Origin of the sequence: Roseicella sp. DB1501, assembly GCF_013112485.1 — a bacterium.
Taxonomy (GTDB): domain Bacteria; phylum Pseudomonadota; class Alphaproteobacteria; order Acetobacterales; family Acetobacteraceae; genus Paracraurococcus.
Genome location: NZ_JABFHG010000020.1, coordinates 1 through 22015, shown reverse-complemented (window position 1 = coordinate 22015; position 22015 = coordinate 1). Strand labels below are relative to the sequence as shown.

The window sequence follows — 22015 nt, the reverse complement described above, 5'->3', positions numbered from 1 at the left end:
CGGGCGCGTCGGGACGGAACAGGAGATGAGCGTCAACCGGCTCGTCTTCACCGCCGTCTTCGCGCTCTACCTGCCGACCCTCGGCGCGCCGATCCTCGCTGTCAGCCTGCCGCTCCTCGTCGTCTGGGCGCTGTGCGGGCTGCTGATCGCGGCGCATATCCGGCTGTCGCCGGCGCCGAACACGCCGCGCCGGGCCTTCGCCCTGCTGCTCGACATCGGCGTCCTCTCCGGCTTCCTGCATCTCGGCGGCGCCCAGGCCGCGCCCTTCTTCCCGGTCTACCTCTGGGTCGTGCTCGGCAACGGCTTCCGCTTCGGGCCGGCCTGGCTGCTCGCCGGCATGCTGGTCTTCATAGCCGGCTTCGGGGCGGTGGCACTGACCACGCCCTACTGGCAGGCGATCCCGCATCTGGCGATCGGCCTGCTGGTCGGGCCGGTGATCCTCGCTCTCTATGCCGGTCGGCTGATCCGCAAGCTGTCCCAGGCGCGTCTCGCCGCGGAGCAGGCGAGCGAGGCGAAGACCCGCTTCCTGGCCGGCGTCAGCCACGAGCTGCGCACCCCGCTCAACGCCATCATCGGCATGGGCGGGCTGTTGCGCGGAACGGTGCTGGACCGCGAGCAGCAGGAGATGGCACAGACCATCGATCTGGCGGCGCGGGGCCTGCTCGGGCAGATCAACGGACTGCTGGACATATCGAGGATCGAGGCTGGCGCCACGGTGATGCGTTCCGAGAGCGTGGACCTGTCCGCCCTGCTCGCCGAGTCGCGGGGGCTGCTGCTCGCCCAGGCGCGGGAGAAGGGGCTGCGGCTGCGGTTGCATGTCACCGCCCGCACCCCGACCCGCATCCTCTCGGATGCCGCCATCCTGCGCGACCTGCTGCTCAATCTCGGCGGCAATGCGGTGAAGTTCACCGCCGTCGGCGGCATCACCATCGCGCTCGACGCCGAGCCGGGCGAGGGCGATGCGCTGCGCCTGCGGCTCGAGGTCAGCGATACCGGCATCGGCATCAACGAGGCGGCGCAGGCCCGCATCTTCGAGCGCTTCGCCCAGGCCGACGAGACGATCATGGGCCGCTTCGGCGGCACCGGCCTCGGCCTCGCTCTCTGCAAGGGGCTGGTCGAGCTCGCCGGCGGCGAGATCGGCGTGCGCAGCCGGCCCGGCGCCGGCAGCTGCTTCCACGTCCTCTTCCCGATCCGCCGCGATCCGGGCGCGGCCGAGCCGATGGTGCCGCCGCAGGCGCTGCTGCTCGGCACCGACCCGGCCGGCCTCGCCGGCCTTGCCGGCCGCCTCGGCGTGCTCGGCATGGCGGCCACCCCGCGGACCGTGTCGCCGGCGACCTTCGCCGCGCTCTGGGGCGCCGAGGGGCCGCTGCCGCAGATGCTGGTCGTCTGCCTCGGCGAGGGGCAGCCGCCGGCGACCGAGGACATCGCGGCGGGGCTGCGCGGCACCGGGCCGGCGGAGATGCTGGTCTTCGCCGTCGGCGGCGGGACCGGGCCGGGCCTGCCGGACCAGGCGCGGCGGCGCCAGGTGACCGGCTTCCTGCCGGCCGAGCCGGAGGCCGCCGACTGGGCCATGCCGCTGGCCCTGGCCTCGGCGCTGCTGCCGCGGGTGCGGGCGGCGATGCCTCAGGCGGCCGCCGCGGTGGCGCCGATGCGGGTGCTCGTCGCCGACGACAACCGGGTGAACCGGCTGGTGGTGCAGAAGATCCTCGACCGCGAGGGCCACCGGGTCACCCTGGTCTCCGACGGCGAGGCGGCGCTGGACATGCTGGAGGCGGGCGAGTTCGACCTTGTCCTGATGGATCTGAACATGCCGGGGACGGACGGCATCACGGCGACCAAGCTCTACCGCTTCAACGCCCTCGGGCGGCGGCACGTGCCCATCCTCGGCCTCACCGCCGATGCCACGCCGGAGGCGGCGCAACGCTGCCGCGAGGCCGGGATGGATGGCTGCCTGGTGAAGCCGATCGAGCCGGCGCAGCTCGCCGCGGCGGTCGCCGCCTATGCGCCGGAGACGGCGGCGCCGTCCGCGGCGCCGGCGCCGGCGGTCACCCGGATCGAGGCGCATCCGCGCTTCCGGCCCTCGCTGCCGCCGGCGCTCGATCCGGCGGTGACGGCCGATCTGATCGCCCTCGGCGGCCGGCGCTTCGCCGCCGATCTGGCGCGCGACTTCGTCACCGATGCGGCCGAGCTGCTCAATGGGCTCGAGGCGGCGCTCGACCAGGGCGATGTCGCCCGCTTCCGCGCGGCGGCGCATGGGCTGCGCAGCAGCGCGGCGAATATCGGCGCGCGCGGCCTCTTCGCCCTCGGCACCGCGGCCGAGGCGCTGCCCGCCCCGGAGGTGCCGACCGCCGGCCGGCAGCAGGCTGAACTGATGCGCGAGGAGCTCGAGCGCGTGCGCGCGGCCGGGCAGGCGGCGGCAGACGGCGCCGCCTAATACTCTCCACGACACCGCTGCGCGGCTTCGCGGGGCCCCATGGGTCCCCTCCTGACCGCGATCCGTCACAGCCTGCCGCGGCGAGGCCACGGCAGGGCAATGGACGGCGACGGATCCAATGCGCGCTTGCGGCTGGGCGTCGCCCGGGGATCCCGCGGCCGGCGACCGGCTGGTCCGCGACGCTTGCGGATCATGGGAAGGCTGCGGTCGGCCGCTGCGCCAAGGCGATGCGGCATCCGGCGCCCGTCGGCTGGGCAGCGCGGGCCCGCCCGAGATTGGCGGCCTGCTCGTGGCGGGGGAGCGCACGAGCCGCGCCGGCGCGGCCCGGCAGGGCCGGGGGCGAGGGCGCGCTGAGATGGTTCGGATGCGCCTGGCCGATGCGGCGCCGTCATCTGCGTCTCGTCTCGCACGCCCCGGCGGGGCGGGTGGCCAAACGGCCCCCAGGCAAGGGACCTCTAGCGAAGGGCCTCAGGCGAGGCCGATGCGGCGGTCCTGGGCGGCGCAGAGGCGCGCCATCCGGCGGAGGTCCTGCTCGGTCAGGCGCAGCGCCGCCTCGGCCCAGACCTCGACCACCTCGCGCAGCTCCTGCAGCGTCACCGGGTCCACCTTGCGGCGGGCGCGGCACATGGCCTGCTGCGCATTGTGGAAGCGGTCGCTCTTGTCGAGATGCGCGAGCAGCGCCGCCTCGCCCTCGCCATCCTCGGCCAGGACATCGACCAGGCCCATGGCGTGCATCTGCTCGGCGGTGTGGATGGTGCCGGAGAGGATGAGCTTCTCGGCGGCGGCGCGGCCGATCCGGCGCGAGAGGAAGCTGTAGGCCCCCATGCCGGGGAAGAGGTTGAACAGCACTTCCGGCAGGCCGAACTTGGCGCTCCGCTCGGCGACGATCAGGTCGTGCGCCAGGGCGCATTCGAAGCCGCCGCCGAGCGCGTCGCCCTGGACCAGCGCCACGGTGATCATCGGCAGGTCGAGCGCGGTGTGGTTGCGGTGGATCGCCTCCACCGCGGCATGGCCGTAGCGGACCAGGCCGTCGCGGTCGCCGGCGGCGATCAGCTGGCGGAACAGGCCGAGATCCCCGCCCAGGTTGAAGATGCCGGGGATGGCCGAGCCGCAGACGAACCAACGCGGCGCCGGCAGAGGCGCATCGGCGGCGAAGAGCTCGGGGATGGCGGCGTGCATGGCCGCGATGTCGCGCAGCAGGGCGGGGCTGAAGCAGGGCCGCTCGGTCGGGCGCAGCCGGCACCAGTAGATCCCGCGCTCGGCGTCATAGGCGGTGTCGAGCGTCTCATGCGTCGAGGCGGGGCGGCCGGAATGGCTGGCATTGGCCAGGACCTGGCGGGCGAGGGCGGGGAAGCCGGCGGCCATCGGGCTGCGGACAAAGGTCATGATCAGGGCCTCGTCGTTGAAGCACGTCGGCGCCGGGATCGGCGTCCTGATCAAACCTTAGCGCCTCACGAATATGTTATACAATAGTCAATGCGCGCACAGGTTGCTTTTCTCCGGGTTGGTTCGGAAAACGTATCCGAATTGTCACAGGTCGCGAGGCTGACCAGCGATGGCCTCAAGACGATCAACCGAGGACGAGACGTCCGGCGCACCGGCCCGGAGGCCGGCTCACTCCTCGTCCAGCAGGCTGGCGAGCTTCAGCGCCACGCCCTTCGATCCCTCGATCCGCAGCCGCCCCGTCGAGAAGGCGAGCATCGGGCTGAGCCGGCCGGCCATCAGCTTGTCCAGGTTGTCGGCCGACATGCGCAGCACCGTATCGGCCTCCGCCGTCTCGTCGACCTGCTCGATCGTGCAGTCGGACCCGGTGGCGTCGAGCAGCACGCTCTCGCCGAGATCGGTCAGGTCGAAGCGCATCCGGTAGCCGAGGCGGCGCAGGAGCGGAGCCTTCTCCTGCATCGCCGCCATCAGGGTCGCCGCATCGGCCATGGGTGTTTTGCCTTCCTTGGCATCGTTACTTATCTTATACAGGATACAGGCATAGCTTGCCCCTTGCGTCACCCGGGCGTTGCAGGGCGCACCACGATGGGCCCGAAGATGTCGGCGCGGCCATGGGTGACGAGCGACAATGAACGCCGCCGGGAGGGCCCTGCTCAGTATGAGCGTCCTGCGATGCCCCGGCCGCCCTGGCGGCCCGATCCTCGCCAATCTGGTCCTCGCCAACCTGCTTCTCGGCAACCCGCTGCTCGCCGGCCGGGCGGGCGCCACGGGCTACGAGCTGCGGGAACAGAGCGCCGTCGGCCAGGGCGCCGCCTTCGCCGGCGCCGCGGCCCGCGACGACGATCCCAGCATGCTTTTCTTCAACCCGGCCGCCATGGCCTCGCTGCCGGGGATCCAGGGCGCTCTCATCGGCTCCGGCATCTTCCCGGAGGCCCGGATGACCGAGGGCCGCGCCAACCGCAACGCCCTGCTCGGCGGCTCGCCCGTTGCCGGCAGCCTGGGCGGCGATATCGGGATCGATGCCTTCGTCCCGGCCAGCTACGGCACCCTGCAATTCGCGCCGGACTGGCATCTCGGCATCGCCGTCACCAGCCCCTGGGGCTTGGTCAGCAAGGGCAGCGAGGACAGCATCGCCCGCTATCACGCGCTCACCTCCTCGCTGAAGACGGTGAACATCGCGCCAGCGCTGTCCTGGCAGGCGACGCCGAGCCTCTCCCTCGGCCTCGGCCTGCAAATCCAGTACAGCACCGCGCGCCTCTCGAACGCGACGGATTTCGGCGCCATCGGCGCGGCGCAGCGCATTCCCGGCTTCGTGCCGGGCACGCGCGACGGCCGCGCCACCGTCGCCGGCGACGACACCGCGCTCGGCTGGCAGATCGGCGCGCAGTGGCAGCCGCTGGCCGGGACCCGGCTCGGCCTCGCCTTCCGCTCCGCCATCTTCCACAGCCTCGAAGGCGACGCGACCTTCGAGGGCGTCCCCGCGGCGCTCTCGCCCGCCTTCGCCAACACCGCCGGCCGCGCCAAGCTGACGGTGCCGGAGACGGTGACGCTCGGCCTGCGGCAGCGGATCGACGACCGCTGGACCCTGCTCGCCGGGCTGGAATGGACCAATTGGTCGCGCTTCCGCGACCTCACCGTCGTGTTCGCCAATGGCCGGCCGCCTTCCGTCACCGAGGAGCGCTGGCATGACAGCGTCTTCGTCTCGCTCGGCGGCGAGTATCGCTGGAGCGAGGCGCTGACGCTCCGCGCCGGCTTCGCCTACGACCAGTCGCCGGTGCCGGACGCGACGCGGACGCCGCGCATCCCGGACAGCGACCGCTACTGGCTCTCGGCCGGCGCCAGTTACGAGATCCGGCGCAATGTCAGGCTGAGCCTCGCCTATACCCATATCTTCGCGCCGAGCGTTTCGGTGAACCTGCAGGATCCCGGGCCGGGCAACACCAATCTCTTCCGCACGAGCCTGACCGGCACCTACCAAACCTCGGTCGACATCGTCTCGGCCCAGCTCAGTTTCGCCTTCTGACGGGAAGGGCCAGCCGCATGGACACGCATTCCACGGCTGCCTCCCCCCGCTGGCGCGACGCCTATCCGCCCGGCATCGCCTGGGACATGCCGCTGCCGCCGGAGACCCTGACCGGCATCTTCGAGGCCGCCGTGGCGCGCTTCGCGGCGCGGCCCTGCCTCGACTTCCTCGGCCGGCGCTGGAGCTATGGCGAGGTGGGCGCGCTGGTCGGCCGCGCCGCCGCCGGCCTGCAGCGCCTCGGCGCCGGGCCGGGCACCCGCATCGGCCTCTGCCTGCCGAACGGCCCGCATTACGTCATCGCCTTCTTCGCCGCGCTCCGCTGCGGCGCCACGGTGGTGAACTGCAACCCGCTCTACAGCACGGCGGAGCTGGCGGCGCAGCTCCGCGATTCCGAGACCCGCATCCTGGTCGCGCCCGATCTGGCGCCGATCCTCGACCGGGCGCTGCGGCTGCGGCAGGAGGGGGTGCTGACGCAGGTGATCGCCTGCCCCTTCGCCGAGGCGCTGCCGCCGCTGAAGGCGGCGCTGTTCCGCCTGCTGCGCCGGCGCGCCATCGCCCGCATCCCGGCGCTGCCCGGCGTGCTGCGCTGGGAGGCGCTGCTGCAGGGCCCGGCCGTGCCGCAGCCGGAGCCGCGGCCGGAGGATGTCGCGGTGCTGCAATATACCGGCGGCACCACCGGCATGCCGAAGGGGGCGATGCTGACCCATGCCAACCTGGCGGCGAATCTCCGCCAGGTGCAGGCCTGGTCGCCGCAATGCCGCCCGGGCGAGGAGCGCACCCTCGCCGTGCTGCCCTTCTTCCACGTCTTCGCCCTGACCGCGGTGCTCGGCGCCTCGATCGGCTGGGGCGCCGAGCTGGTGATGCTGCCGCGCTTCGAGGCGAAGCAGCTCATCGCCACGCTGCGGCGGACCCGCCCGACGGTCTTCCACGGCGTGCCGACGCTGTTCCGGGCGGTGATCGAGCAGGGGGCGACGCGGCAGGACCTCGCCTCGGTGCGCATCTGCATCTCCGGCGGCGCGCCGCTGCCGGCCGAGGTGAAGCGGGAATTCGAGGAGCGCAGCGGCTGCCGCCTGGTCGAGGGCTATGGGCTGACCGAGGCTTCGCCGGTCTGCTTCTGCAACCCGCTGGAGGGGGAGACGCCGGAGGGCAGCATCGGCCTGCCGCTGCCCGGCATCCGCGCCGAGATCCGCGCCCTCGACGATCCCGGCCGGACGCTGCCGCCGGGCGAGCGGGGCGAGCTCTGCATCGCCGGCCCGAACGTCATGGCCGGCTACTGGAACCGGCCGGAGGAGACCGCCGCCGCCATCGATGCCGGCGGCTTCCTGCATACCGGCGATGTCGGGATCATGGATGCCGCGGGCTACGTCACCCTGGTCGACCGCATCAAGGACCTCATCATCTGCAGCGGCTACAACGTCTATCCGCGCGCCATCGAGGAGGCGCTCTATACCCATCCCGAGGTCGCCGCGGCGACGGTGGTGGGCCAGCCCGACCCCTATCGGGGCGAGAGTCCCGCAGCCTTCGTGCAACTGCGGCCGGGCAGCGCGTTGACGCCGGAGGGCTTGCGCGCCTTCCTGAAGGACCGCCTCTCGGCGATCGAGATGCCGAAGCTGATCGAGATCCGGGCCGAGCTGCCGCGCACGCCGATCGGCAAGCTCTCCAAGAAGGAGCTGCGGGCCGAGCTGCTGCAGCGGACCGCCGAACGACCGGGGCGCGGCTGACACCTGGCGCGGCCGGAGAGGAGCGAGCATGACCGATGTGGTGATCGCGGCCTACCGCCGCTCCCCCTTCCAGCCGGCGCATAAGGGCACGCTGACCCGGCTGCGGCCGGACGAGATGGCGGCGCAGGTGGTCCGCGCCCTGGTCGACGAGACGGGCATCGATCCCGCGACCATCGAGGATCTCGTGCTCGGCTGCGCCTTCCCCGAGGGCGAGCAGGGGCTGAACGCGGCGAAGCTGATCGCCTTCATCGCCGGCCTGCCCGAGAGCGTCGCCGGTGCCACGGTGAACCGCTTCTGCGGCTCCTCCATGCAGGCGGTGCACCAGGCGGCCGGCGCCATCCATCTCGGTGCCGGCGAGGCCTTCCTCTGCTGCGGCGTCGAGAGCATGAGCCGCGTGCCGATGATGGGCTTCAACCCGATGCCGCATCCCGGCCTCGCCGCCCGCTATCCCCAGGCCTACATCTCGATGGGCGAGACGGCGGAGAACGTCGCCCGGCTGCACCAGGTCTCGCGCGCCGAGCAGGAGGGCTTCGCGCTGCGCAGCCATGCGAAGGCGGCGGCGGCGCAGCGCGAGGGGCGGCTGGCGGCCGAGATCGTGCCGGTCGAGACGCCGGCCGCCGGCAGCGGCGAGCGGCTGGCGGAGGATGGCTGCATCCGCGCCGATGCCTCGGTCGAGGGGCTGGCGGCGCTGAAGCCGGCCTTCCGCCAGGACGGCACGGTGACGGCCGGGACCTCCTCGCCGCTGACCGATGGCGCCGTTGCCCTGCTGGTCTGCTCGGGCGATTACGCCAGGACGCATGGGCTCACGCCGCTCGCCCGGCTGCGCAGCGTCGCGGTCGCCGGCTGCGGGCCGGAGGTGATGGGCATGGGACCGGTCGGCGCCACGCGTAAGGCGCTGGCCCGGGCCGGCATCAGCGCGCGCGAGCTCGACGTGGTGGAGCTGAATGAGGCCTTCGCCAGCCAGGCCATCGCCTGCCTGCGCGAGCTGGGGCTGGACGAGGCGCGGGTCAACCTCGATGGCGGCGCCATCGCGCTCGGCCATCCGCTGGGCGCGACCGGCGCCCGCATCACCGGCAAGGCGGCGCAGCTGCTGCAGCGCGAGGGCGGGCGCTACGCGCTGGCGACGCAGTGCATCGGCGGCGGCCAGGGCATCGCCACTGTGCTGGAGGCGCTGTGATGGACCCCATCCGCCGCGTCGGCGTGATCGGCGCCGGGGTGATGGGCGCGGGCATCGCCGCGCAGGTGGCGAATGCCGGCATCCCGGTGGTGCTGCTCGACATCATCCCGGGTGCGGCCGCGACGGCGGTCGCACGCATGCTGAAGACCGAGCCGGCGCCCTTCATGCACAGGGCGGCGGCGCGGCTGGTCGCCTGCGGCGATCTCGACCGCGACCTGGCGCTGCTCGCCGATTGCGACTGGATCTGCGAGGCGATCGTCGAGCAGGCCGAGGCCAAGCGCGCCCTCTATGCCCGGCTGCAGCCGGTGCGGCGGCCGGGCGCGATCCTCTCCTCCAACACCTCGACCATCCCGCTCGCAGCGTTGACCGAGGGCATGGCGGCGGAGGCGGCGGCGCATTTCCTGGTCACGCATTTCTTCAACCCGCCGCGCTACATGCGGCTGCTGGAGCTGGTGCAGGGACCGGCGACGCGGCCGGAGGTGGCGGCGCGCATCGCCGGCTTCGCCGATCGCGGCCTCGGCAAGACGGTGATCGCCTGCCGCGACCGGCCCGGCTTCATCGCCAACCGCATCGGCGGCCACTGGCTGCAGAGCGCGGTGAACCATGCGGTCGATCTCGGCCTCACCGTCGAGGAGGCGGATGCGGCGATGGGGCGGCCCATGGGCATCCCGAAGACCGGCGTCTTCGGCCTGCTCGACCTCGTCGGCCTTGACCTGATGCCGCATGTCGCGGCCAGCATGAAGGCGGCGCTGCCCGCCGAGGACCCTTACGTGCGGGCGATGCGCGAGCATCCGGTGATCCTCGGCATGATCGCCGGGGGCCGCACCGGGCGGAAGGGCAAGGGCGGCTTCTATGCGCGCGAGCGCGGCCCGGGCGGCGAGCGGCTGAAGCGCACGGTGGACCTCGCCACCGGCACCTATCGCGACAGCGAGAAGCCGCTGCTGGAGAGCCTCGCCCTGCGCGACCTGCGGGCGCTCGCCGGGCATCCCGATCGCGGCGGGCGCTATGTCCGCGCCGTGCTGCTCGACCTGCTCGGCTATGCCGCCGCGCTGGTGCCGGAGGTGGCCGAGGGCATCGCCGATGTCGATGCGGCGATGCGGCTCGGCTACAACTGGCGCTACGGACCCTTCGAGCTGATCGACCGGCTCGGCGCCTCCTGGCTGCGGTCGGCGCTCGCCGAGGCGGGGCGGCCGGTGCCGCCGCTGCTGGAGCGGGTGGGGGAGGGCGGCTTCTACCGCGTCGAGGCCGGGCGGCTGGAGGCCTTCGGCGTCGATGGCGCCTATCATCCGGTGCCGCGGCCGGAGGGCGTGCTGCTGCTCGCCGACATCAAGCGCCGCGCGGCGCCGCTGGCGCGCAACGGCTCGGCCTCGCTCTGGGATCTCGGCGAGGGCGTCGCCTGCCTCGAATTCCACAGCAAGATGAACGCCCTCGATCCCGGCACGCTGGAGATGCTCGGCACATCCGTGGCGATGGGCAAGAAGGGCGCCTTCCGGGCGCTGGTGATCCACAATGAGGGCGAGCATTTCTCGGTCGGCGCCAATCTCGGCCTCGCCCTCTTCGCCGCCAACATCGCCGCCTGGGGCGAGATCGAGGGCATGATCGAGCAGGGGCAGAAGGCGATGCGGGCGCTGCGCGACGCGCCCTTCCCGGTGGTCGGCGCCCCCTCCGGCATGGCGCTCGGCGGCGGCTGCGAGATCCTGCTGCATTGCGATGCGGTGCAGGCGCATGCCGAGAGCTATATCGGCCTGGTCGAAGCCGGGGTCGGGTTGATCCCTGGCTGGGGCGGCTGCACCAGCCTGCTGCGCCGCTGGGCCGAGGATCCACGCGCGCCGAAGGGGCCGATGCCGCCGGTCGCCAAGGCCTTCGAGGCGATCTCGACCGCGCAGGTGGCGAAATCCGCCTTCGAGGCGCGTGAGATGCGGCTGCTGCGCCCGACCGACGGCATCACCTTCAACCGCGACCGGGTGCTGGCCGAGGCGAAGGCGCGCGCCCTGGCCTTGGCCGAGGCCTACGCCCCGCCCGCGGCGCCGGCGCCGCTGCACCTGCCGGGAGCGAGCGGGCGCGTCGCCCTCGGCCTCGCGGTGCGGCAGCAGGCGGCGCTCGGCCGGGCGACGCCGCACGACCTCGTGGTCTGCGACCATCTGGCCGAGACGCTGACCGGCGGCCGCAAGGACCCGGTCGAGCCGGTGGGTGAGGCCGAGATGCATGCGCTGGAGCGGCGCAATTTCATGGCGCTGCTGCGCCTGCCGGCGACGCTGGCGCGGGTCGAGCACATGCTCGAGACCGGCCGGCCCCTGCGGAATTAGAACCGATGCCCGTCTATGACGCGCCGCTGCGCGACATGCGCTTCCTCCTCGACGAGCTGACCGATGCCGGCCGGCTGCGCGCCCTGCCGGGCTGCGAGGAGGTCACGCCCGAGCTGACCGGCCCGGTGCTGGAGGAGGCGGCGCGCTTCGCCCGCGAGGTGCTGCTGCCGCTCAACCAGACGGGCGATGCCGAGGGCTGCCGGCTGGAGAACGGCGTGGTGCGCACGCCGGCCGGCTTCCCCGCCGCCTATCGCGCCTTCTGCGAGGGCGGCTGGACGGCGCTCGGCGCCGATCCGGCGCATGGCGGGCAGGGGCTGCCGCGCTCGGTCGGGCTGCTGGTCGAGGAGATGGTCTGCTCGGCCAACATGGCCTTCGGCATGTATCCTGGCCTCTCGCACGGCGCCTACCGGGCGATCGAGATGCATGGCACGCCGGCGCAGCGGGCGCTCTACCTGCCGAAGCTCGCCAGCGGCGCCTGGTCCGGCACCATGTGCCTCACCGAGCCGCAATGCGGCACCGATCTCGGGCTTATCCGCACCCGCGCGGTGCCGGCCGCGGACGGCAGCCACCGCATCACCGGGGCGAAGATCTTCATCAGCGCCGGCGAGCACGACCTGGCCGAGAACATCGTCCACCTGGTGCTGGCGAAGCTGCCGGATGCGCCGCCCGGCACGCGCGGCATCTCGCTCTTCCTGGTGCCGAAATTCCTGCCGGCGGAGGATGGCCGGCCCGGGGAGCATAGGCCGGGGGCGCACAACGGCGTCACCTGCACCGGGCTCGAGCACAAGATGGGCATCCGCGCCAGCGCCACCTGCGCGCTTGCCTTCGAGGAGGCGACGGGCTGGCTCGTCGGCCGGCCGCACCGGGGCCTCGCCGCCATGTTCACCATGATGAACGAGGCGCGGCTCGGCGTCGGCGTGCAGGGGCTTGGCATCGCCGAGATCGCCTATCAGAACGCCGTCGCCTATGCGCGCGAGCGGCTGCAGGGCCGCGCCCTGGACGGCACGCGGGCGCCCGACCAGCCGGCCGACCCGATCCTCGTGCATCCCGACATCCGCCGTATGCTGCTGACGATGCGGGCGATGACCGAGGGCTGCCGGGCGCTCTGCGCCCTCACCGCGCTCGAGCACGACGTCTCGCTGCGCCATCCCGAGGCCGAGGCGCGGCAGGCGGCGGACGATTTCGTGCAGCTCATGACGCCGGTCATCAAGGCGCTCTTCACCGATGCCGGCTGGGAGGCGGCTGTGCTCGGCATGCAGGTCTGGGGCGGCCATGGCTATATCCGCGACAACGCCATGGAGCAGTTCGCCCGCGACGTCCGCATCACCCAGATCTACGAGGGCACCAACGGCATCCAGGCGCTCGACCTCGTCGGCCGCAAGCTCGGCGCGCATGGCGGGCGCTACCTGCGGCGCTTCTTCCATCCGGTGCTCGATTTCATCGAGGCGCGGCAGGACATGCCGGCGATGGAGCCCTTCATCCTGCCGCTGGCCAAGGCCTTCGGCCGGCTGCAGCAGGTGACGGCGGAGCTGGCGCAGCGCGGCCTGCGCGACCCCTTCGAGGCCGGGGCGGGGGCGAGCGACTATCTCCGCCTCTTCGGCCTCACCGCGCTCGCCTATGCCTGGGCCCGCATGGCCGATATCGCGCTGCCGCGGGCCGAGGAGGAGGCCTTCTACCGCGCCAAGCTGGCGACGGCGCGCTTCTTCATGCAGCGCGTCCTGCCCGAGACCTCCTCCCTCGCCGCCAAGGTCCTGGCCGGCGGCGCCAGCCTCCGGGAATTCGTCGACGCGGATTTCTGATCCCGACGACCGTCGGCGTCACAAGGCGCTCGACCAATCCGCCGGCACGAAGCGGTAGCCCGCGCCTTCCCTTGCCAGGTAGCCATTGGCCGGGAAGGGGAAGTGGTAGCCGGTGATGCGGATGCGGTCGGCGGCGATGCGGTCGAAGAGGCAGCGGCGCGTGGCCTCGGCGAGATCGGCGTCGAAGTCGAAGACAGCGTGGAAATCCGGCCGGCGGGCAAAGAGCTCGGGGCGGTTCGTGGTGTCGGCGACGAAGATCATCTCCGCCGCGCCATCGGCGACGTGATAGGCGGTGTGCCCCGGCGTATGGCCGGGAGCCGCGACGGCACGCAGGCCAGGGATCACCTCGGCGCCCTCCGCCAGCGGCCGGATGCGCCCCTCATAGGGCGCGAAGCAGCGGGCGGTGTTGGCGAAGGTGGCGCGCTGCCCCTCCGGGCTGCGGCTCTCGTTGCCGCGGTCGCGCCACCAGGCCCATTCCGCGGCGGGCACCACCACCTCGGCATTCGGGAAGGCGCGGCCACCCTCGGCATTCAGCAGCCCGTTGATATGGTCGGCATGGAAATGGCTGTGGACGACGAGATCGACCTTCGCCGGGTCGATCCCGGCGGCGCGCATGGTCTCCGGCAGCCGGCCCATCGTGGCGCCGGGCGGCGTCACGCCATTGCCGGTGTCGAAGGCGACGAGCTGCCGGCCGGTATCGAGGAAGGTGACGGTGAAGGGGATGCGGTAGTGCTCGGTCGGCAGGAAGCTCTCGGCAAGCAGCGCCTGCACCGCCTCGAGCGGCGCGTTGCGCACGAAGCCCTGCAACGGGACGTCGCGGAAGCCGTCATGCACCGTCGTCACGGTGAAGCCGCCGAGCCGGAAGCGGTAGAAGCCCGGGGCTGGCGTGGGAGCTGGCGTGGGGGCTGGCGTGGGGGCCGGCATCGGGGCCGGCCTCGGGGCAGGATCGACCGCCGCCTGCGCCAGGGCCGGCCGGGGGAGCAGGGAGGGCGCGGCGAGCAGGGCAGGCAGGCCCGCCATCGCCATTCGGCGACGCAGCGTCTGATGCATGGGACGTTCCTCGAAAGCCGTTGCCGCCATGAAGAACTCGGCCGCGGCCGGGCGCAAGCGCGATGCGGGTTCAAAAGCGCCTGTCAAAGCCGTCGTTGCCCGTTGTCCTGCCGCGGCTTCGCCGCGGCAGGCTGTGACGATTCTTGGGCAACAAGGGCTTCCATGGGGCCTTCGCAAAGCCGCGAAGCGGCTTTGCGGGGCGCCTTAACGCCCGAGGACGACCACGCTCTCCAGATGCGGCGACCAGAGGAACTGGTCCACCGGGGTCGCGGCCAGCAGGCGGTAGCCGGCCCCCGCCAGCGGCTGCAGGTCCCGCGCGAGCACCGCCGGGTTGCAGGAGACATAGACGATCCGCGGCACCCCGGCGCGGGCGAGCAGCGGGATCTGCGCCGCAGCGCCGGCATAGGGCGGGTCGAGCACCACTGCGGCGAAGCCTTGCAGCTCCTTCGCCAGCAGCGGCTGCCGGTCGAGGTCGCGCCGCACCGCGGTGACGCGCGCGCCCGCCTTGCCGGCCGCGGCGGCGAGGGCGGCGACGCTGTCCGGCGCGCCCTCGAAGGCGGTGACGCGCACCCGCGCGGCGAGCGGGAAGGTCAGGGTGCCGTTGCCGGCGAAGAGATCGGCGACCAGGGCGCGGGCCGGCAATCGCTCGGGCAGCCCCGCCAGCACCGCCGCGACGATGGCCGCCTCGCCCCCTGGGCTCGCCTGCAGGAAGGCGCCGGGCGGCGGCGCCACCACCGCCGCGCCGAAGCGGATGCCGACCGGGCCGAGCTGCGCCGCCGTCTCGGCCGGGCCATTGCCCTGCGCCCAGGCGATGCGCGGCAGCCCATGCGCGGCGGCGAAGCTGGCGAGCAGCGCCCGGCCCGGCGCTTCCAGCGGCCCGTCGGTGCGCAGCAGCAGGTCGGGCCCGGTATCGAGCAGGTTCAGCACCGCCGATCCCTCGCGCCGCAGCGCCGGCAGGCGGTGCGCCATTTCCCGCAGCGGCGCCAGCAGCGCGACGAGGCGCGGGTCGAGCACCTCGCAGACGGCGAGGTCCACCACCTGCCGGCTGCCGGCGGCGTGGAAGCCGAGCGCGACGCCCGCCGCGCCGCGCCGCAGCGCCAGATCCGCCCGCCGGCGGGTGCCGGGCGGCGTCCGCGCCAGCGCCGCGACGGGCGCGCCGGGATAGCCGGCGCGGGCGAGGGCGGCGACCAGCTTCTCGCGCTTCCAGGCGGCGTAATCGGCATCCGCCAGATGCTGCAGGGCGCAGCCGCCGCAATGGCCGAAATGCGGGCAGGGCGGGGCGACGCGCGCCGGGGAGGGTTCCAGGATGGCCTCGACCGCGCCGGCCCAGGCCTCGCCGCGCCGCGTGGTGAGCCGCGCCTCGACCAACTCGCCCGGCAGCGCCCCCGGCAGGAAGATGCTGCGGCCCGCCTGCCGGGCGATGCCGTCGCCGGCGGCGCCGAGCGCCTCGACGGCGAAGCGGCCCACCTCAATCGTCATGGTCGAGTTCGTCCCGGCCGAGCGGCAGATGGTGCGAGGCCAGCCGGATCTCGCGCAGGAAGAGGCCGAGCGCGCCGATCATCGCCAGCATGGCGGCGACCAGCAGCAGGCCGATCACCCAGGCGAGATGCAGCCCGAGGAAGATGCCAGTGAAGGAGGTGACGATCAGCGAGCAGAGCAGGATCGCCGCCAGCACGCAGCCGCCGATCGCCGCATGCGCGGCCTGGGCGCGCTGCCCCAGCCGCCGGCCCTCGCCGGGCAGGGCGAGGCCGGCATCGCGGCGGATCGCCCGCTCCCGGTCGATGACCCGGGCCAGCCGGCCCGCCAGGACGTTCAGCAAGCTGAAGATCCCGGTGAGCAGGAAGGCGGGCGCGATCGCCAGCTGGATCGCGCGCTCGAGCTCCGCGACATCCGCCATGCCGAAGGCGCTGGGCATGGCGGATGGTCCCGTGCCTCAGCCGCCGAAGGCGTTGAGCCCGGTGATGGCCCGGCCGAGGATCAGCGCATGCACGTCATGCGTGCCCTCATAGGTGTTCACCGTCTCGAGGTTCATGACGTGGCGGATGACGTGGTACTCGTCGACGATGCCGTTGCCGCCATGCATGTCGCGGGCGACGCGGGCGATGTCGAGCGCCTTGCCGCAATTGTTGCGCTTGACCAGGCTGATCATCTCCGGCGCCGCCTTGTCCTCGTCGAACAGCCGGCCGACGCGCAGCACGGCATGCAGGCCGAGCGTGATCTCGGTCTGCATGTCGGCGAGCTTCTTCTGGATCAGCTGCGTCTGGGCCAGCGGCCGGCCGAACATCTTGCGCTGCATCGTGTAGTCGCGCGCCCGGTGCCAGCAATCCTCGGCCGCGCCCAGGGCGCCCCAGGCGATGCCGTAGCGGGCGCGGTTGAGGCAGGAGAAGGGGCCGGCGAGGGACTTCACGCCCGGCAGGCGGTTCTCCTCCGGCACGAAGACCTCGTCCATCATGATCATGCCGGTGACGGAGGCGCGCAGGCTGAACTTGCCCTCGATCTTCGGGAAGGAGAGGCCCTTCATGCCGCGCTCGAGGATGAAGCCGCGCAGGATACCCTCGTCGTCCTTCGCCCAGACCACGGCGACGTCGGCGATCGGCGCGTTGGTAATCCAGGTCTTGGAGCCGGAGAGCAGGTAGCCGCCATCCGTCTTCCTCGCCCGGGTGCGCATCGAGGAAGGGTCGGAGCCGGCATCGGGCTCGGTCAGTCCGAAGCAGCCGACGAACTCGCCGCTGCGCAGCTTCGGCAGGAACTTCTCCTTCTGCGCCTCGGAGCCGAAGGCGTAGATCGGGTACATCACCAGCGAGGACTGCACCGAGAAGGCGCTGCGATAGCCGCTATCGACGCGCTCCACCTCGCGCGCCATCAACCCGTAGGAGACGTAGTTGATGCCGGCGCAGCCATAGCCGTGCAGCGTGGCGCCGAGGAAGCCCATCTCGCCGAACTCGTTCATGATCTCGCGGTGGAAATGCTCCTTGCGGAACGCCTCCTGCACGCGCGGGAGCAGCTTCTCCTGGCAGAACTGATGCGCGGCGTCGCGGACCATGCGCTCGTCCTCGGTCAGCGCGCCCTCGAGCAGCAGCGGGTCCTCCCAGAGGAAGGGCGGGGTGGAGCGGCGCACGGCGGCGCTCTTCGGCGCGACGACAGCGGTGTCGGACGCACCCGAGGAGGGAATGGTGATGGGGTTGGCGAGGCTCATGGCTGTCTCCTCGGATGCCCGGAGGGGTCGTGGCCCCGGGTCTTGCGAATGGGCGTCTTGCGAATGGGCGTCTTGCGAATGGGCGCAATCTGGCGTGGCGGGAGCCGGCCCGCAACCGGTGCGTCGGGGACCGGCAGCGGCCCCGCGCCGAGGGGCCGGGCAGGCAAGGGACGGGGGCGAGACGGGCGAGACTGGGTCCCCACGGCGCCGCCCGGGCGGCGCTGCGGGGGGAGAGGTCAGGCCGCTTCCTGCTCCGGCTCCGACCCCGCATCGCGGCGGGGGCGGGGAATCGGGATCAGCATGAAGGCGGGCACGGCATCGCCGAAGCCGCGCACCGCCGGGCCGAGATCGTCGCGGTCGCGCCGGCGATACTCGTCGCGATCGCGGTCGCGGCGACGGTCCTCGCGCGGATGGCCGCGATCGCGCTCGAAACGCTCCGGTCGGTCCTGCTCGGGCCGCGCGGCGCGCTCGCGGCCGGTGCCCCGGTCACGCGGCTCGTCGCGCTCCCGCCGGTCGCGGTCGCCGCGCTCGTGCTGCTCGGCACGATCCCGGTCGCTGCGCTCAGGACGGTCCCGGTCGCTCCGCTCCGGCCTGTCACGGCCGCTGCGCTCAGGACGATCCCTGTCGCTGCGCTCCGGGCGATCCCGGTCGCTGCGCTCGGCGCGGTCCCGGTCGCTGCGCTCCACACGATCCCGGTCGCTGCGCTCCACACGATCCCGGTCGCTGCGCTCCACACGATCCCGGTCGCTGCGCTCCGGCCTGTCGCGGCCGCTGCGCTCCGGGCGTCCGCGCTCCGAGCGGCCGGGACGGTCGCGCTCGCGGCCGCGGGCGGTGTCGCGGCCGCCGCGCCCTCGGCCCTTCGGCCGCGCCGCCGCCTCGGCGATCTCCTCGTTGCTCACCGGATCGAGGCCCTCGATCTCGATGCGCGGGATCGGCATGCCGGTCAGCTTCTCAATCGCGGCGACGTTGCGGGCATCGTCCACGGTGGCGATCGTATAGGCATGGCCCTGCCGCCCGGCGCGGCCGGTGCGGCCGATGCGGTGGACATAGTCCTCGTCGCGATAGGGCACGTCGAAGTTGAAGACGTGACTGAGGCCGCCGATATCGATGCCGCGCGCCGCGACATCCGAGCAGACCAGTAGCTGCAGCTCGCCCGCCTTGAAGCGGTTCAGCGTCGCGAAGCGGCTCGCCTGGTCCATGTCGCCATGCAGGGCGCCGACCGAAAAGCCGTGCCGCTTCAGCGACTTGTAGAGGATGTCGACCTCGATCTTCTTGTTGCAGAAGATCAGCGCGTTCTGCACATCCTCGCGCCGGATCAGCCGGCGCAGCGCCTCGCGCTTGTCGAGCTCGCGGGTCCAGAGCAGGCCGGTGGTGATCGTCGTCGCCACGCTCGCCGGCGCGGAGACGCTGATCTCCTTCGGGTTCTGCAGGAAGGCGTCGGCGAGCTTGCGGATCTCGGGCGCCATGGTCGCCGAGAAGAACAGCGTCTGCCGCATCCCCGGCAGCAGCGAGACGATCCGCTCGACATCCGGGATGAAGCCCATGTCGAGCATGCGGTCGGCCTCGTCGATGACGAGCACCTTGCAATCGGCGAGCAGGATGCGGCCGCGGTCGAACAGGTCGAGCAGCCGGCCTGGGGTCGCGATCAGCACGTCGACACCCTTCTCGAGCACCGCGCGCTGGTCGTTCATGCTCTCGCCGCCGATCAGCAGGGCATGCACCAGGTTCAGGTGCTTGCCGTACTTCACGAAATTCTCGGCCACCTGCAGCGCCAGTTCGCGCGTCGGCTCGAGGATCAGGCTGCGCGGCATACGCGCCTTGGCCCGGCCGCTGGCCAGGATGTCGAGCATCGGCAGGGTGAAGCCGGCGGTCTTGCCGGTGCCGGTCTGGGCGCAGCCGAGCACGTCGCGGCCCATCAGCACGACCGGGATGGCCTGCTCCTGGATCGGCGTCGGGGTCACGTAGCCGGCCTCGGCCACCGCCTGCAGGATCGGCTCGGACAGGCCGAGATCGGTGAAGGTGACGCGCGGCGCGGCAGGTTCCTCGTCCTCCGCCTCGTCCTCATCCCCGGCGCCGCCCTCGGGCGCTTCCTCGGCCCCCGCTTCCTCGGCCCCGGTCTCGGCGGCCTCCGCTGCCTCGGCCGCCGCATCCTCCGCCGCGCCGCCATCCGCCATCAGGGGCTCGGCCAGAGACTCGGGTACGGCCTCGGGTTCCGCCGCCGTCACTTGCGGGGCGGCCGGTTCCGGTTCCGCCGGCGCCGCATCGGGCGCGGCCGGTTCGCCGGAGCCGGTGGGCGCAGCGGCTTCGGTCTCGGCCGGGGCGCCCTCGGCCTGCTCGGCAATGTGGTGCGGAAGGTCGGCTGCCGCCTCGGCAGGCCGGTCGGGGGTATCGGTCAAGTGCGATCGGTTCCTTCGCCGGGACGGCGGCGGCATGGCGGCCTCCGCGCCAGCACAAGGGCTGCAGCGCAATGCCGAAAACCGACGCCCGGCGTGCCGGATTCCAGGGCCGCCGTTCCAGGTCCGCGCGCCATATGCGCTCTCGACGCCGGGAAATCAAGCTTTGCAGGCGATTGTCGCCCGGAATGGCGGCGGGTAAGGGGGCCGGCGCCATGCCCGATCCCATCAGCCTCCTCCTCCTGCCCGGCCTGCTCTGCGATGCGCGGCTCTGGCGCGACCAGATCGCCGGCCTCGCCGGGCTGGCCGAGTGCCAGGTCGCCGACACGGTCAGCGACGACAGCCTCGGCGCCATGGCCGCCCGGGCGCTGGCCGCCGCGCCGCCGCGCTTCGCCCTGGCCGGCCTCTCCATGGGCGGCTACCTCGCCTTCGAGATCCTGCGCCAGGCGCCTGGGCGGGTCAGCCGGCTGGCGCTGCTCGACACCTCCGCCCGGCCGGACGACGCGCAGCAGGCGCGCCGCCGCCGCGGGCTGATGGCGCTCACCCGCACTGGCCAGTTTCGCGGGGTGACGCCGCGGCTGCTGCCGCAGCTCGTGCATCCGGACCGGCTGGCGGGGCCGGTCGGGGCTGAGGTGATGGCTATGGCCGAGCGGGTGGGGCGGGACGCCTTCCTGCGGCAGCAGGCGGCGATCCTCGGCCGGCCGGACAACCGCCCGGACCTGCCCGGCATCCGGGTGCCGACCCTGGTGGCGGTGGGAGAGGCGGACCAGCTGACGCCGCCGGCGCTGGCCGAGGAGATCGCCGCCGGGATCGCCGGCGCGCGGCTGCACCGCATCCCGCGCTGCGGCCACCTGCCGCCGCTTGAGGAGCCCGATCTGGTCACGGCCCTGCTGCGGGACTGGCTCGCCGCTTGATACCGGCGGCATGAATGTTCCATTCATGCCAAGCGCCGGAATGGGCGCCTCCGCAAGTCTGGCGTAACCAAGGGTTGCGAAGCAACCCGCCCGGCGACTGCGACGGGCCTGTTTCGTTTGTCTCCGGCCGGGCTTCCGGGGCATCGTTGCGCCCCGGAGGAAGCAAGCATGTCCAGGATCGAACGACGCGCCCTGCTCGCGGGCGCCGGAGCGCTGCCGCTCGCCATGCCGGGCCTGCTGCGCGCTCAAGCGAAGGGACCGCTGCAGATCGGGCTGCTGAGCGACATGAGCGGCCCCTTCCGCGATGTGGGCGGGCCGGGCAACCGCGTCGCGGCCGAGCTGGCGATCGAGGATTTCGGCGGCAGCCTGCTCGGCCGCCCGGTCGCCGTCCGGCAGGCGGACGGGCAGAACCGGGCCGATGTCTCGGCGGCGCTGGCGCGGGAATGGATCGACAGCCTCGGCATCGACGTGCTGGCCGACGGCGCGGCCAGCAGCTCCGGCCTCGCCATCCAGGAGGTCTGCCGCGAGAAGAAGCGCATCTACGTCATCACCGGCCCGGCCACCTCGGACATGACCGGGGCCAAGTGCTCGCCCTACGGCATGCATTTCGGCTTCGACACCTATGCGCTGGCCCATGGCACCGGCACGGCGCTGACCCGCTCGGGCGGCGATAGCTGGTACTTCATCACCTCCGACTACGCCTTCGGCCATGCGCTGGAGCGCGACACCATGGCCGCCGTCCGCGCCGCCGGCGGCAAGGTGCTCGGTGCGGTGCGGGCGCCGCTGAACAACGCCGATTTCTCCAGCTTCCTGATCCAGGCCCGCGCCTCGGGCGCCAAGGTGGTCGGCTTCGCCCTGGCCGGCATCGACCTGCAGAACTGCATCAAGCAGGCGGCGGAATTCGGCCTGACGCGCGGCGGCGCCCGCATCGCCACGCTGCTGGTGCAGGTCACCGACATCGTCGCGCTCGGCCAGAGGACCTGCGAGGGCATGGTGCTGACCGACAGCTTCTACTGGGACCTGAACGACGCGACCCGCGCCTGGGCCAGGCGCTACATGGCGCGGATGACGACGCCGCCAGGGTTGCAGCATGCGGCGATGTATACCGGCGTGACGCACTGGCTGAAGGCGGTGCGCGATGTCGGTGGCACCGATGCCGATGCCGTGGCGGCGAGGATGAAGGCGATGCCGGTCAACGACATGTACAATGCCGATGTGCGCATCCGCGAGGACGGGCGGACGCTGCACCGCATGTATCTCTGGCAGGTCAAGCCGGAGGCGGAGGCGAGGCACCGCTTCGATTTCTGCAAGCTGGTCACCTCCATCGCGCCGGAGGAGGCCTGGCGGCCGCTGCGCGAGGGCGGCTGCCCGCTGGTCCGCACCTAGAGCGTGTCCGTTGAACACCGGTTCACGATCTGAGTGACGGCGGAGACTGAGTGTGGTTCACCGTCTCCATTGGAGGGAGGCGGTGATGGCGCGGGCATACTCGGACGATCTTCGGGCCAGGGTTATCGATGTTGCCGGCTCGGGCGCGTCAGCCCGTGCGTCGGCGGCGCGCT

15 protein-coding genes are annotated in these 22015 nt (G+C 72.7%); 8 read left to right on the top strand and 7 right to left on the bottom strand.

What is annotated here, in order from left to right; genetic code table 11:
- Positions 1-25 precede the first annotated feature (25 nt).
- Positions 26-2434, top strand: coding sequence for a response regulator (locus tag HJG45_RS26100; protein WP_171616616.1), 2409 nt, complete (start codon positions 26-28; stop codon positions 2432-2434).
- Positions 2435-2902: 468 nt separating this feature from the next.
- Here the strand turns inward: HJG45_RS26100 and HJG45_RS26095 are convergent, their stop codons facing one another.
- Both HJG45_RS26095 and HJG45_RS26090 read right to left on the bottom strand, forming a co-directional pair.
- Positions 2903-3820: a crotonase/enoyl-CoA hydratase family protein gene (locus tag HJG45_RS26095; protein ID WP_254452799.1), complete on the bottom strand. Its 918-nt coding sequence runs from the start codon at positions 3818-3820 to the stop codon at positions 2903-2905.
- Positions 3821-4048: 228 nt separating this feature from the next.
- Positions 4049-4366 carry an SCP2 sterol-binding domain-containing protein gene (locus tag HJG45_RS26090; RefSeq protein ID WP_171616614.1) on the bottom strand — a complete coding sequence of 106 codons (318 nt, stop codon included), beginning with the start codon at positions 4364-4366 and terminating at the stop codon, positions 4049-4051.
- A gap of 169 nt (positions 4367-4535) precedes the next feature.
- On the opposite strand from HJG45_RS26090, the gene HJG45_RS26085 reads away from it, so the two are divergent.
- Genes HJG45_RS26085 through HJG45_RS26065 form a run of 5 tightly spaced genes read left to right on the top strand, consistent with a single transcriptional unit; the run spans position 4536 to position 12903 of the window.
- The gene (locus tag HJG45_RS26085; protein ID WP_171616612.1) at positions 4536-5900 is read left to right on the top strand and encodes an OmpP1/FadL family transporter; all 1365 of its coding nucleotides are present in this window, start codon (positions 4536-4538) and stop codon (positions 5898-5900) included.
- Between the two features lie 17 nt (positions 5901-5917).
- On the top strand, positions 5918-7621 hold the full coding sequence (locus HJG45_RS26080; RefSeq protein ID WP_171616610.1) for a long-chain fatty acid--CoA ligase: 1704 nt from the start codon (positions 5918-5920) through the stop codon (positions 7619-7621).
- 28 nt (positions 7622-7649) lie between these two features.
- Positions 7650-8798 (top strand): thiolase family protein, encoded by a 1149-nt coding sequence (locus tag HJG45_RS26075; protein WP_171616608.1) that lies wholly within the window; start codon positions 7650-7652, stop codon positions 8796-8798.
- Entirely contained in the window at positions 8798-11104 is a 2307-nt protein-coding gene (locus tag HJG45_RS26070) for a 3-hydroxyacyl-CoA dehydrogenase/enoyl-CoA hydratase family protein (protein WP_171616607.1), read from the top strand. Before HJG45_RS26075 ends, HJG45_RS26070 begins: the two co-directional genes overlap by 1 nt.
- A gap of 5 nt (positions 11105-11109) precedes the next feature.
- Positions 11110-12903: an acyl-CoA dehydrogenase C-terminal domain-containing protein gene (locus tag HJG45_RS26065; RefSeq protein ID WP_171616605.1), complete on the top strand. Its 1794-nt coding sequence runs from the start codon at positions 11110-11112 to the stop codon at positions 12901-12903.
- 18 nt (positions 12904-12921) lie between these two features.
- Here the strand turns inward: HJG45_RS26065 and HJG45_RS26060 are convergent, their stop codons facing one another.
- The 5 genes from HJG45_RS26060 to HJG45_RS26040 all read right to left on the bottom strand — a co-directional run bounded on the left by HJG45_RS26060 (position 12922) and on the right by HJG45_RS26040 (position 19323).
- Entirely contained in the window at positions 12922-13953 is a 1032-nt protein-coding gene (locus tag HJG45_RS26060; RefSeq protein ID WP_171616603.1) for an MBL fold metallo-hydrolase, read from the bottom strand.
- A gap of 204 nt (positions 13954-14157) precedes the next feature.
- A complete protein-coding gene (locus HJG45_RS26055; RefSeq protein WP_171616601.1) occupies positions 14158-15432 on the bottom strand; it encodes a class I SAM-dependent RNA methyltransferase in 1275 nt (424 codons plus the stop codon).
- The gene (locus HJG45_RS26050; protein WP_171616599.1) at positions 15422-15868 is read right to left on the bottom strand and encodes a DUF2721 domain-containing protein; all 447 of its coding nucleotides are present in this window, start codon (positions 15866-15868) and stop codon (positions 15422-15424) included. The genes HJG45_RS26055 and HJG45_RS26050 overlap by 11 nt, the downstream gene beginning before the upstream one ends.
- Positions 15869-15886: 18 nt before the next feature.
- Positions 15887-17149 (bottom strand): acyl-CoA dehydrogenase, encoded by a 1263-nt coding sequence (locus HJG45_RS26045; protein ID WP_171616597.1) that lies wholly within the window; start codon positions 17147-17149, stop codon positions 15887-15889.
- A 236-nt stretch (positions 17150-17385) separates the two neighbouring features.
- The gene (locus HJG45_RS26040; RefSeq protein WP_408902039.1) at positions 17386-19323 is read right to left on the bottom strand and encodes a DEAD/DEAH box helicase; all 1938 of its coding nucleotides are present in this window, start codon (positions 19321-19323) and stop codon (positions 17386-17388) included.
- Between the two features lie 434 nt (positions 19324-19757).
- On the opposite strand from HJG45_RS26040, the gene HJG45_RS26035 reads away from it, so the two are divergent.
- A complete protein-coding gene (locus tag HJG45_RS26035) occupies positions 19758-20456 on the top strand; it encodes an alpha/beta fold hydrolase (protein WP_171616593.1) in 699 nt (232 codons plus the stop codon).
- A gap of 168 nt (positions 20457-20624) precedes the next feature.
- Positions 20625-21842 carry an ABC transporter substrate-binding protein gene (locus tag HJG45_RS26030; protein WP_171616591.1) on the top strand — a complete coding sequence of 406 codons (1218 nt, stop codon included), beginning with the start codon at positions 20625-20627 and terminating at the stop codon, positions 21840-21842.
- The last annotated feature ends 173 nt before the right edge of the window (positions 21843-22015 follow it).